This is a genomic window from Gilvimarinus agarilyticus, from assembly GCF_000832015.1.
In the GTDB taxonomy this organism is placed as follows: domain Bacteria; phylum Pseudomonadota; class Gammaproteobacteria; order Pseudomonadales; family Cellvibrionaceae; genus Gilvimarinus; species Gilvimarinus agarilyticus.
In genome coordinates this window covers 2,724,896-2,737,449 of record NZ_JXCJ01000001.1, presented here as the reverse complement: position 1 = coordinate 2,737,449, position 12,554 = coordinate 2,724,896, and the positions used below count along the sequence as shown (strand labels likewise).

Annotated in this window: 11 protein-coding genes; 8 read left to right on the top strand and 3 right to left on the bottom strand. The window is 53.2% G+C overall.

What is annotated here, in order from left to right; genetic code table 11:
* Positions 1-115: 115 nt before the first annotated feature.
* Both SD69_RS11755 and SD69_RS11750 read left to right on the top strand, forming a co-directional pair.
* Positions 116-1,741 carry a methyl-accepting chemotaxis protein gene (locus tag SD69_RS11755; protein ID WP_232301185.1) on the top strand — a complete coding sequence of 542 codons (1,626 nt, stop codon included), beginning with the start codon at positions 116-118 and terminating at the stop codon, positions 1,739-1,741.
* Positions 1,742-1,814: 73 nt separating this feature from the next.
* Positions 1,815-2,345: a shikimate kinase gene (locus SD69_RS11750; protein WP_232301184.1), complete on the top strand. Its 531-nt coding sequence runs from the start codon at positions 1,815-1,817 to the stop codon at positions 2,343-2,345.
* A 6-nt stretch (positions 2,346-2,351) separates the two neighbouring features.
* On the opposite strand, the gene SD69_RS11745 is transcribed toward SD69_RS11750, so the two are convergent.
* Positions 2,352-2,681, bottom strand: a complete 330-nt coding sequence (locus SD69_RS11745) for a hypothetical protein (protein WP_041523371.1) — start codon at positions 2,679-2,681, stop codon at positions 2,352-2,354.
* Positions 2,682-3,095: 414 nt separating this feature from the next.
* Here SD69_RS11745 and adk point away from each other — a divergent pair, with 414 nt between their 5' ends.
* The 6 genes from adk to SD69_RS11715 all read left to right on the top strand — a co-directional run bounded on the left by adk (position 3,096) and on the right by SD69_RS11715 (position 9,541).
* Complete coding sequence (gene adk / locus SD69_RS11740) at positions 3,096-3,749, top strand: adenylate kinase (RefSeq protein ID WP_041523370.1); 654 nt, start codon at positions 3,096-3,098, stop codon at positions 3,747-3,749.
* A gap of 568 nt (positions 3,750-4,317) precedes the next feature.
* Positions 4,318-5,073, top strand: coding sequence for a hypothetical protein (locus SD69_RS11735; protein WP_084591557.1), 756 nt, complete (start codon positions 4,318-4,320; stop codon positions 5,071-5,073).
* A gap of 169 nt (positions 5,074-5,242) precedes the next feature.
* On the top strand, positions 5,243-5,953 hold the full coding sequence (tsaB, locus tag SD69_RS11730) for a tRNA (adenosine(37)-N6)-threonylcarbamoyltransferase complex dimerization subunit type 1 TsaB (RefSeq protein ID WP_052481384.1): 711 nt from the start codon (positions 5,243-5,245) through the stop codon (positions 5,951-5,953).
* A 62-nt stretch (positions 5,954-6,015) separates the two neighbouring features.
* Entirely contained in the window at positions 6,016-7,353 is a 1,338-nt protein-coding gene (locus tag SD69_RS11725; RefSeq protein ID WP_041523368.1) for a M18 family aminopeptidase, read from the top strand.
* Positions 7,350-8,471, top strand: coding sequence for a tRNA-queuosine alpha-mannosyltransferase domain-containing protein (locus SD69_RS11720; RefSeq protein ID WP_041523367.1), 1,122 nt, complete (start codon positions 7,350-7,352; stop codon positions 8,469-8,471). The genes SD69_RS11725 and SD69_RS11720 overlap by 4 nt, the downstream gene beginning before the upstream one ends.
* Before the next feature lie 62 nt (positions 8,472-8,533).
* On the top strand, positions 8,534-9,541 hold the full coding sequence (locus tag SD69_RS11715; protein ID WP_041523366.1) for a tryptophan--tRNA ligase: 1,008 nt from the start codon (positions 8,534-8,536) through the stop codon (positions 9,539-9,541).
* A gap of 49 nt (positions 9,542-9,590) precedes the next feature.
* Here SD69_RS11715 and bioA read toward each other — a convergent pair whose 3' ends face one another.
* Together bioA and SD69_RS11705 are read right to left on the bottom strand one after the other, a co-directional pair.
* A complete protein-coding gene (gene bioA / locus SD69_RS11710) occupies positions 9,591-10,877 on the bottom strand; it encodes an adenosylmethionine--8-amino-7-oxononanoate transaminase (RefSeq protein WP_041523365.1) in 1,287 nt (428 codons plus the stop codon).
* A 100-nt stretch (positions 10,878-10,977) separates the two neighbouring features.
* Positions 10,978-12,546: a methyl-accepting chemotaxis protein gene (locus tag SD69_RS11705; RefSeq protein ID WP_041523364.1), complete on the bottom strand. Its 1,569-nt coding sequence runs from the start codon at positions 12,544-12,546 to the stop codon at positions 10,978-10,980.
* Between the last annotated feature and the right edge of the window lie 8 nt (positions 12,547-12,554).

The window sequence follows — 12,554 nt, the reverse complement described above, 5'->3', positions numbered from 1 at the left end:
TTAGGGTAGTCTTAAGTTCCGTCCCCCTCAGCCGATATGATAATAATCAGGTGGCGCAGCTGTGCGCCGCCCACGGCGTTGAGAGGGACACATTATGCTTGCTTGGTTCAATAACATGAGTTTTCGCTGGAAGCTCACCATACCCCTGCTGTTATTGGTTGCGCTGTTTATGTACTCGAGCCTGTACTCAGTGCGCTCGGCGAATCAGCTGTCCTCCCATGCTAACACCATCGCCAAAACTAACCTGCAAGAGCTGCAATTGTTGTTGCAAGCTGACCGCGATCTGTATCAGGCGCTGACGGCCGAGCGCACGATGTTTGTCAACGGTGTGAGTGGCGTTACCACCGCAGCGCTAGAGGCGGAGTTTGAAGAAAACGCGGCTCAAGCGAAGTCTCGCTTTTTAGAATCTCTGGATATCTCCAATACCAGTAACCAGACTGAGCGAGACGAGTTTTTACAGCTGTACGACAGCTGGTATCAGTACAGTCGTGCCCTGTTGCAACAGGCGCGGTTGGGAGACCCCATGGCCATCGATCCGGCCGAGCAGACAGGCTTTGAAGAAAGTTATCGTCGCTTTGAGGCCGTACGCACTTATATGGACGACGTGGGTGAGCGACGTTTAACCCATGTGGATGCATTTACCCGGCAAATCGAATCCGATGCAACACTCATATCGGGGCAGCTGATTGCTATTGCCATTATTTGCCTGATTGTTACTGTCGCTGCCGCGTTGTTTTTACCGATGCTGGTCATACGGCCGCTAAAAGCCATCGGGGCGAGAATTCATAATATTGCCGACGGTGATGGCGATTTAACGATTCGGCTCGATGCCAGTAGCCACGACGAGTTGGGTGAACTGGTCGGCCACGTGAACCGTTTTATGGATAAGCTGCAAGCACTGATCAGCCAGATACGCAGCAACACCGAGGAGGTGGCCGTATCGGCCAACTTGTTGCTGGAGGTATCCGGCAGTAGCCAAAAGGCCGCCGATGAACAGTGTCACGCTATTACCATGGTGGTGACGGCGGTTAATGAACTCACTATGGCCATTCAAGAGGTGGCGCAAAATACTAACGAAACCGCAGAAAGCGCCAAAAATGCCAGCAATGTCACCGAGATTGGTCAGGGGCGAATTCGCACGGCAGTGACCCGAGTTGAAGAGTTATCGGCCCGCATCAACGACACCGCCAGCGTCATGGGTAAGCTTGAAGAAGAGGCAAAAAATGTGACCTCGGTGATTGATGTTATTCGCGGTGTGGCCGAGCAAACTAATTTATTGGCCCTTAACGCGGCCATTGAGGCCGCCCGTGCGGGCGACCAGGGCCGCGGTTTTGCCGTGGTGGCGGATGAAGTGCGTACCTTGGCAAGCCGTACCCAAGAGTCCACGGAAGATATTCAGCAGATGTTAGCCAAGCTGCAAACGGGGGTGCAGGGCGCGGTGCAGGCGATGGACCACGCAAATGAGATGACCGGTGAGGCCGTCGAGTCGGCTAATGATGGCGGCCAGTCCCTAGCCAGTATCAGTGAGGCGGTTGGGGCTATTACCAATATGGCGATTCAAATTGCTACAGCCGCCGAAGAGCAAAGCTCCGTAACCGCGGAAATTGATAAGAATTTAGTGGAAATTAATGAGCTGGCGATGAATACTTCAGGCGGCGCCAGCAGAACGGCAGAGGCCAGTGCCGAGCTAAGTTCACTCTCCCATAACTTGCGCCAATTGGTCGGAAACTTTAAGGTCTAGCAGGCTGTTGAAAAACCCCTTACGTACTCAGGCTTCCAGCCTGCTAGCCTCAACCCCAAGCACAGGAGTTAATGTGACGGTTCACGGTGAAAGTATTATTTTGATTGGTATGCCTGGAGTGGGCAAAAGCACCGTTGGTGTTTTGTTGGCCAAAGAGTTAGCACGTGAGTTTGTTGACACTGATTTGTTGATTCAGACCCACGCCGGAAAAACCTTGCAAGACATCGTTTACGAGGTCGATTACGGTCATTTACGAGAGCTTGAAGAAGCCACGGTACTCTCGCTTCAGTGCGACCGGCATGTGGTGGCTACGGGCGGTAGTGTGGTGTATAGCGAGGCGGCAATGGGGCTGCTTAAGTCACTTGGGCAAGTCATTTTTCTCGATCTGGACCTGGCTGGTGTCGAGGCTCGGGTCGATAACTTTTCCACCCGTGGAATCGCTAGCCCTAGTGCTCATGGGCTGGCTGATATCTACGCCGAGCGTTTGCCGCTGTATCAGCGCCACGCTGATATAACGATCGACTGCCGTGGCAAGACGCCGGCACAGATTGTCAGTGAAGTTATTTATGAAGAGGGTGGTCAATACGCCGATAAGGACGCCTGAGCACTTTTATTGGGCCTTTTTTAGCTCTTTCAGTTTACTTTGAGTAAGCTCTAAAAAGCGGCTGGTGGGGCCGGTGTCTTCATAGATTTCGTCCCCCATTTCATCGTGGGCGACTACAGTCTGGCCTTTTACATAGGGCATAGATTCTTCCAGCTCGTAGAGTGCGGCGCTTAATAAATCGCCTATCAGTTGCTCAACGCTACGCTTGGGGTACATTTGTTGCAGCGCCTCGAGCTTAGCGGCATCCTCCAGAGGTAAAGCTACATGATAGGCAGAGCGGGTCATTTCACCGCTGGCAGTCTTTTCCCAATGGCCTAGTAATTCGCTGGGCTTCATATCGGTTACCTCGTCCGTTGCCTTGATCGGTGAATAGCAGGGCACTATAAAAGCGCTGGTCTGTATATCTTTAGCCTGGTGCTGTCTCCCCGAAGGGTCGACTAACGCCCATGGCCTGTTACTAATATAGCCACAATGGCTATATGAAACAATGGCTTATGTTGCAGGAAAGGGGCTTGTCTTGTGATTGTGTTGGCAGCGGTGTATCGTAACGCCTTTTTTCTGCACAATATTTATTCAAAATTGGTTTCCGATACAGACCGGTCACAAGCGGTAAGAATCGTTTGGTGGCTCGGCTAGGCAACTTTGATAGCGGTACAGGACGGCTTCGATGTCGTACCAAGGTGATTTAAAGCGCCAGCTGCCCGCTCAGGCCAGATAGGTCGACTAATTTATACTGAGGAGTGATTGTAAATGAAGGTCATATTATTGGGGGCACCGGGTGCAGGTAAAGGCACTCAGGCAAAAATGATCATGGACAAGTTCGGGATTCCGCAAATCTCCACCGGCGATATGCTGCGTGCGGCGGTTAAGGCGGGTACGCCACTGGGCTTGCAGGCCAAAGATATTATGGCCGCCGGCGGTTTGGTGCCGGATGATCTTATTATCGCTTTGGTGAAAGAGCGTATAACCGCAGATGACTGCGAGAAAGGCTTTTTGTTTGATGGGTTTCCTCGCACTATTCCTCAAGCCGAAGCGTTGCTTGAAGCCGGTATTAACATCGATCACGTCATTGAGATTGATGTGGCCGACGAAGAGATTGTCAGCCGTCTTAGCGGTCGCCGGGTACACGAAGCTTCTGGCCGGGTTTATCATGTCGAGCACAACCCACCTAAAAATCCAGGTTTGGACGATGAAACCTCGGAAACTCTGGTTCAGCGTGAAGACGATAAAGAGGAGACCGTGCGTAAGCGTTTGTCGGTTTATCACGAGCAAACCAAGCCGCTGGTTGAGTTTTATAAAGCGCTCGAGGCCAAGGGTGGCGACGCGCCAAGCTTTACCCGCGTATCGGGCGTAGGCAGTGTCGATAATATTCGCAGTCAGCTGTTTTCCGTTTTGGCTGATTAACGCTCGCTGCGTTACTGGGTAGCAGATTAAAAAGGTCCTTCGGGGCCTTTTTTTGTTGCCTGAGGTTTTTAGTCGTACTCTTTCTTATCGTTAACCTTTAATACTTTGCAGTATCTATCTTTGTTGTTGCCTGTCCCTTTACCGAAAAGCCAGTGCGTGGCTTTGCTACAACTATCTTTTTCAAAACATTGCCGCGCGGCTACCAGGCTCCGTAATAATATCTACCGCCATTATTGGATTCTTGCCAACCCTAGATGGCCTTGCCAATATCGTTTGTGAAGTAGCTGGATTAAGAGCGCCGCTTCAAAACATTAAAACGAGTCAGGCGTTTATAGGGTAAAGCAAATTAAAAAAACGCTTAGCGTAAAAACTAAAAAATACGCCGTGGTTGTTACTTTTTTGCCGCTTTATTACTTTTCGACTATATTGTTGAGTGTTTTTTGCTAAAAGTGAGCCTTAAACGTGCAAAGTGTGCGTTTTTTAAATAGTATTTGTCATGCGCCTACTGCGCGCACAGGTAAAATTGGTTTTTGACGTGTACGAGTAATAACTATTTGGGAGATATCTCATGGCTAGAGTTGCGAAAAAAGCGGTTCGAAAAGCGCCGGCTAAACGTAAAACAACCACCCGTAAATCCCCTGCGCGTGCGGTAAAGTCAACGGTTGATCCGGCTGTGGCTAAAGTTCAGCTAGCGGTTGATAAGGCCCAGGCGCAATTAGACGAGCAAAATAAAAAACTCGCTGCGGCTCGCGCCAAAGCAAAAACGGCCCGGGCTAAAGCGAGCAAAAGCGCAAAAGCGGGCGATAAGCGTTCTGCAAAAGCGGCTTCAAGTGCCGCCACACGCGCGGCCGATAAAGCCCGTACACTGAGAGTAAAATTAGCCGAACAAAAGACCCGGTTAGCGAAAGAGAAATCCCTCGCCGCGGTAAGATCTTTACAGGAAACCAGCAAAGCGAAAATTGCCGAGGTCGAAGCGCGCTTGACCGCCTCTGCATCCAGTGATCTGGCCAAAGCCAAAGCGGCGTTTGAAGCTAAGTGGTTAAAGGCTCGTGCCAGTGCTGACTCGAAAAAGGTGAAGGCGGCGGCCAAGAAAATGCAGGCTAAGGCCAAGGCCGCTGAGAAAAAAGCCAAAGCTAAAATTAAAGCATTAGAAAAGAAAGAAGCCGCCAAAGCAAAAGCTAAGACAAAAGCCAAGCGTAAAACCAAGGCTAAGCCTAAAGCCGCTTCTGCAACACCGGTAAAAGCGAAAGCCCGTACTCGCAAAGCACCGGTAAAACGTAAAAAAGCCGCCACTCGTCGCGGCCGCCCGCCTAAAAAGGCCTAAGCCTGCCCAAAAGGGCCGATTAAAAAGCCCTCACTGGCGACAGTGAGGGCTTTTTTTGTCTGGCTAAGCAGCGTTAAGTTATTTTACCGCGATAAAATACTAAGTTGTTGAGGCTCAAGGGGGCAATCTGTCAAAATAGTGGCTAATTCGTACTCCTGTGATGACCCTTATGGCTAAAATACTCGCGCTAGACACCTCAAGTGATGCCTGCTCTGTGGCCTATAGTGATGGGGAGCTGCTCCTAGAAAGGTTCGAGCTCGCCGCGAAAAGCCATACTCAGCGAGCATTGCCGATGGTGGCTGAACTCCTTTCAGAGGTAGGCGAGAGTGTTAACAACCTTGACGCTATTGCCTTTGGTGCGGGGCCCGGCTCTTTTACGGGCTTGCGCATTGGCATGGGGGTTGTACAGGGGTTAGCGTTTGGTGCCGACTTACCGCTATTACCGGTGTCTACCTTGATGGCAATGGCCTATGGTCGCGCTTTTAGCGATACCTTGCCGCCGTCTCAACGGGTGTTAAGTGCCCTCGACGCCCGGATGGGTGAGATTTATTGGGGGCTATACGATTGCCCAAACCCCGCGCAAATCCCGACGGCGATACACCCGGATCGCGTTACCGCGCCGCTAGCGGCCGTTAGCCTATTATCCCAAGAGTCCGCTTTTACGGGGGTCGGCAGTGGCTGGCAGTACGAGCCATTAGCCGCACTAGGTGCTGATTTTGACGTGGATGTATACCCACATGCGCAAGATATAGTGCGTATTGGCGCTATGCAGTTTGCCGCCGGCGGCACCATGGCCGTCGATCAGGTGCAGCCCGTGTACTTACGCAACGAAGTTTCCTGGAAAAAGCGCCAGCGGGTTCGTTCTGCTCAGCCGCAATAAATGGCGGTCGCTAGGCCCAGCTTTTTAACACACGTACTTCGACACTAACTCTCGGATTCATAATGACAAACGCTACTGTAAAAAACGATTTTAATCAGGATTTACTGCAGTTTATCGCCGCCAGCCCAACGCCGTTTCACGCGGCGGCCGAGATGGCCCAGCGATTAACAGCCGCCGGTTTTCAGCGATTGTATGAGGCGGACCACTGGCAGCTGGAAGTAGGGGGGCGCTATTTTGTTACGCGTAACGATTCGTCGATTGTGGCGTTTGTACACGCATCAGAGCCGTTTTCTGAGTCCGGCATCCGTATGGTCGGCGCCCACACCGATAGCCCCTGTTTAAAGATAAAGCCTCAGGCGGACGTGAAAAGTGCCGGTTACCATCAGGTTGGTGTAGAAGTGTACGGCGGCGCATTACTTAACACGTGGTTTGATCGGGACTTGTCTATTGCGGGCCGGGTTACTTATAAAGATGCAAGCTCCGAGCCCCTGAGTTGTTTGGTGGATTTTAAGGCACCCGTCGCCGTGGTGCCGAGCCTCGCGATTCATTTAGACCGCGAGGCAAATCGCAACCGCTCGATTAATCCGCAGCAAGATATTCTGCCGGTGTTGATGCTGGCCGATGCCAGCGAGGATGCCCCGGACTTTGCCCGGCTTTTGGCCGCCGAGCTGTCGAACCAACAAGAAAGTGGTGCGGCCTCACTCGCGGCCGGCGACATACTCGATTTCGAGTTGTGCCTTTACGACACGCAGGCTCCAGCGCTTATTGGTTTAAAGCGCGAGTTTATCGCCAGCGCACGGCTGGATAATTTGCTCAGTTGCTACGTGGGCTTGCAAGCGTTGCTGGCATCCGACGGCAAGCAACACCGCCTGTTGGTGTGTAACGATCACGAAGAAGTAGGCAGTGCCTCAGCCTGTGGCGCAAAAGGTCCGATGCTCGATCAGTTTTTGCAGCGGATGATTCCGGATGTTAGCGAGCGTATGCGAACGCTGGATCGGTCGATAATGATATCGGCCGATAATGCACATGGTATACACCCCAACTTCACGGCCAAGCACGATGCGCAACACGGCCCGCGATTAAACGCCGGCCCGGTTATTAAAGTAAATGCCAATCAGCGCTATGCGACGAACAGTGAAACCAGCGGTATGTTTCGCTTACTGTGCCAAGAGGCAGGTGTTCCGGTGCAGAGTTTTGTCTCGCGCACGGATATGGAGTGTGGCAGCACCATTGGACCGATTACCTCCGCCGAGGTGGGGGTTCGTACCATTGATATCGGCGTGCCCACTTTTGCCATGCACTCGATTCGCGAATTGGCCGGCAGCGACGACGCCTTTGCCTTAAAACAAGTGCTCGAGTTGTTTTATCGGCGCCCACTACGTTTAGGCCAGAGCGTTTGAGTGACCGGGTTTTACTGTTATCGGGTTACGATGCCGCCAGTCACCAACGCTGGCGGCAAGGTCTTGCACGCTACCTAAACGATGTTGAATTTACTCAGTTGGCGTTGCCGCCGCGGCACTTTAGTTGGCGTATTCGCGGCAACAGCTTAAGTTTTGCCGGCTTACACCGCGACACCCTGTGCGATTCCTATCAAGCGCTTATTGCCACCAGTATGGTGGATTTATCGAGCCTCCGGGGTATGGTGCCGGAGCTTGCGCAATTGCCAACAGCGCTTTATTTTCATGAAAACCAGTTTGCTTACCCTAAAAGTGATCGCGCCCACGCATCGGTAGAGCCACAAATTGTGACGCTCTACAGCGCTTTATGCGCCGATCAGTTGGTGTTTAATACCGCGTTTAACTGCGACTCTTTTTTTAGCGGAACCGAGCAGTTACTGCGCCGCTTACCCGACTTAGTACCGAGCGGGCTTGTTGACGTGATGCGTGAGCGCGCACGAGTAATACCGGTTTTGCTTGAAGATGATTGTTTTAATCGACCAGCCCGCTCGGCAAACATCGAGCAGCGGGCGCAACTGATTTGGAATCACCGCTGGGAATACGACAAAAACCCCGCCTTATTGTTACGCGCTTTGGAGTGTCTGCTTGTACACTTTGGCGGTGAGCTACCGTTTGTGTTGCACGTGGCCGGCCAGTCGTTTCGTAACGTGCCACAAGAGTTTGCCGCGATCCACAATTTGTTAACTAACGCCAAGGCATTGGGGCAGTGGGGGTTCCTCCCGGCGGGGCAGTACCGTCAATTGCTGGCTGACAGTGATGTGGTGTTATCCAGTGCTGATCACGACTTTCAGGGCCTGTCGGTACTCGAGGCGGTTGCCGCCGGCGCTACACCGATTGTACCGGCCCGGCAGGCTTACCCTGAGTGGTTTGGTGCTGAGGTCTGCTACCCGGTCAAAGGAGAGCTTGAAGCAGATGGCCAGGCATTTGCCGAGGCGATTATTGCTCAGTTACCGTTCGCCTCCCGCCCGCCGGGTATCGACCTATCCCGCCTACAGTGGTCTCGCGGTGGTGGTCAGTATCGGCAGCTATTACTGGATTTAGCCGCGCTACACAGGCGTTAAGCGAACCTGTATCATAGGCGCCCTTTAAAGCTGCTAAGTGATCCGAAATCAAAGAGAACTCCATGAGCAAACAACGTGTTTTAACGGGTATTACCACCACCGGAACGCCTCATTTAGGTAATTATGTCGGTGCCATTCGGCCAGCTATTGCGGCCAGCCGTGATCCCGAGCTGCAGTCGTTTTATTTTTTGGCCGATTATCATGCGCTGATTAAGTGCGACGACGCTGCCCGCATCGAGCAATCCCGTCGCGAGATCGCTGCAACCTGGCTGGCTTTAGGCCTGGATACCGACAAAGCGGTGTTTTACCGTCAATCGGACGTTCCCGAGATTCCCGAGTTGTGTTGGTTGCTAAGCTGCATGGCGGCCAAAGGCCTGATGAATCGGGCGCACGCGTATAAAGCGGCGGTGGCGGCCAATGAAGAGGCCGGTGAAGATCCGGATTATGGCGTCACCATGGGGCTGTATGGTTACCCGGTGTTGATGGCAGCCGATATTCTTATGTTTAACGCCAATGTGGTACCCGTAGGTAAAGATCAAATCCAGCACGTCGAAATGGCGCGCGACATTGCCGGGCGGTTTAACCATCACTACGGCGAGCACTTTGTACTGCCGCAGGTACAGGTGGACGATAAAGTAGCCGTCTTACAGGGGTTGGATGGTCGCAAAATGAGCAAAAGCTACAACAACACCATCCCTTTGTTTTTGCCCGAAAAACAATTGAAAAAGCACATCAATAAAATCAAAACTAACTTGTTGGAGCCGGGTGAGCCGAAAGACCCGGAGACCTCAACGGTGTTTCAAATTTGGGAGGCTTTTGCCAGCGCCGAGCAAACCGAGCAGATGCGCACTCAGTTTGCCGAAGGTATCGCCTGGGGCGAAGCTAAGCGGCAGTTGTTTGAGTTGGTGAATGATCAGCTCGGTGATGCGCGTGAAGCCTACGAAGACCTTATGGCGCGCCCCGCAGATGTTGAAGAGATACTGCAGCAGGGTGCCGCAAAAGCACGCAGTTACAGCAAGCCTTTAATTGAAAAGCTGCGCTCTGCCGTCGGCCTAAAGGCGATGATATAAAGCGGCGAGCGTCGGTGCTTTTGTGTAAAGAACCGGCGCTCTAGGTTTATCAAGAGAGCTGAGCCACCACTTTGTAAATGCCTTGGGTGAGGCGGCTTAACTCATCAGCGCTCATCACATAAGGCGGCATGACATACACTAATTTGCCAAACGGGCGCACCCAAATCCCCTCGTCGACAAACAGCGGTTGCAGCGTATCAAGCGTTTGCGCCTGGTGTAATTGCACCACACCAATGCCGCCGAGCACACGTACATCGGCCACCGCAGGTAACTCCCGGCAAGGCGCCAGGCCCTGACGTAAGCCAGATTCTAAATTAGCCACTTGTTGTTGCCAGTTGTTTTGCAGCAGCAACTCTATACTGGTGTTGGCCATTGCACAGGCCAGCGGGTTACCCATAAACGTCGGGCCATGCATAAACACGCCGGCTTCACCGCGGCAGATACCGTCACTGATTTTGTCGTTGCACAAGGTGGCGGCCAATGTCATGTAACCGCCGGTTAGGGTTTTACCCAAACACATAATGTCTGGGCTGATGCCAGCGTGTTCGCAGGCAAATAATTTTCCGGTACGGCCAAAGCCTGTGGCGATTTCATCGGCAATTAACAGCACCTCATGCTGATCACATAGCGTGCGTACCTGACGCAAATATTCCGGGGAGTAAAACCGCATACCGCCAGTGCCTTGCACAATGGGCTCGAGTATTAGTGCGGCAATCTGATCGTGAGCGGCAAGCTGCTCTTTAACGCTATCGAGATCGGCCGGGTTAAATTCCCCGTAAAAATCACTGCTTGGGGGTTCGGCAAAGCGCTGGCGCATCAAGTTGTCGCTAAACAAATGGTGCATGCCCGTAACAGGATCGCAGACACTCATGGCGCCAAAGGTGTCGCCGTGATAACCCTTTTTTAAGGCTAAAAATTGGTGTTTTTCTGGCCGCCCCTGTGAGTGCCAATATTGCAGGGCCATCTTCATGGCAACTTCAACACTGACCGAGCCTGAGTCGGATAAAAAAACTTTATTGAGTCCTTGAGGGGTTAACTCGACCAGTTTTTGGCACAGGGTAACGGCCGGCTCGTGGGTGAGGCCGCCAAACATAACATGGCTCACTTGCTCTGATTGAGCCACAAGTGCGGCATTCATGATCGGGTGATTATAACCGTGCAGCACACTCCACCAGGATGACATACCGTCGATCAGCTCGCGGCCATCGGCCAGGGTGATGGTAACCCCCTGCGCTTTACGTACCGCATAGGTGGGTGAGGGCGTTAAAAAAGAGGAGTAGGGATGCCAAACGTGCGCGCGGTCACCGGCTAAAATTTCATCGTTACTAAGCGCCATCAGTAAGCCCCTCGAGTCTGCCAATAAAAGCGGCCAAAACTACGGGGTTTGGCGGCCTTTGGCAAGTTTTGCCGTGCCAAAGGCCGCGCTTTTGGGGCGACTAGCCAAAGCGGTGCACCAGATCAAATTGATCGGCGGCAAGCTCGGCCATCTCGCGGTTAGCGCGGCTCGCTGCATCGATATCGGTTTTGGTGTCGTCGGCAATCTGCGTGATCGCGCGGGTATTGCTGTCGATGTCGTTGGCGGTTGCCGATTGCTCTTCGGCGGCGGCCGCAATTTGGTGTGACAGGGAGTCGATGGCGCTGACGGCGCTGGTGATGGCTGCGAGCGCATCGCTGACGTTAACCATCTCGCTGACACTGAGATCGACTAACGACTGACACTGGGCCATATTATCGCCGGCCAATTGGGTGCTTTCGGAAAGCTCGCCAATAATGGCCTGAATATCCTCGGTGGAGCGCTGGGTACGTTGGGCCAGCGTGCGTACTTCATCGGCGACGACGGCAAAGCCGCGGCCCTGTTCGCCGGCTCGGGCGGCTTCGATGGCGGCATTGAGTGCGAGTAAGTTGGTTTGCTCGGCCACGGCGCGGATGACATCCGCCACGCTGGCAATTTTGCCGCTACCTTCTGTGAGTCTTGCCAGCACATGGTTAAGTGCTTTAACGGTAGAAGACAGCTCATCAATAGCGCTATTGGCCTGACTGATCACTTGATTGCCACGCTCGACTTCTTTGATGGCCTCTCCCGTGGTGTTTGAGGTTTCGCTGGCCCCTTGTGCGACTTCTTGTACCGCTTGCGACATTTGGCTCATGGCGTGGGCGACGCTGGCGGTTTGGTTTTGCTGCTCGGCCATGCGTTCAAATGTGATGTGCGCCTGTGTTTGAGCGGTATCGGCCTGACCTTTGAGTGCCGCGGCGGACTCCTGAAAGCGCCCCAGGGCGGTACGCAAGCGCGCCGTTAACGCGAGATTGGCGAGCTCGACCTCACCTGCTGCATCGGCCCGCCCGGTGTAAATGTAAGCGGCCACCGGATCGTGATGGCTCGCGCGGGCGCGCTCCAATGCACTCTGTAGGGTGAGTTTATGACACCACTGTGCGCCAAGCCCAATGGCCACTGAGAGCGCGGCGGCGATGCTATAGCTTAACCAGCCAAGCTGGCTGCCAGCGCAGTAGGCTACGCTGAGCATTAATAGGGCGAGGGCGACCCATAGTCCGGTTTGGCTGCGTTGGTAAAAGGCTTTTACAGGGGGGCAGGCTGATTTGCCAGCCTGCAAGCGTCGGTAAGCGCTCTCGGCGCGGCCAATCACGGTGCGGTCGGCTTGCACCCGTACCGATTCATAACCACTGACGTTACCGCGTTTACCAACCGGGGTGACGTAGGCACTTACCCAGTAATGGTCGCCGTTTTTACAGCGGTTTTTTATAATGCCCATCCAGGCTTTACGCTGTTTAAGCGCCTGCCAAAGCATGGCAAAAGTCTCGGGTGGCATGTCCGGATGACGCAGAATATTGTGATGCTGAGCGATGAGCTCGTCTCGCTGATAGCCCGATATCTCACAAAAGGTGTCGTTACAAAACTCAATTTTTCCCTGTGTGTCCGTGGACGAGACAATTTCTTGCTCGGCCTGAACCGGGACTTCTCGCCCGGTAACATGCCCATTGTTGCGCATTCTTTAAC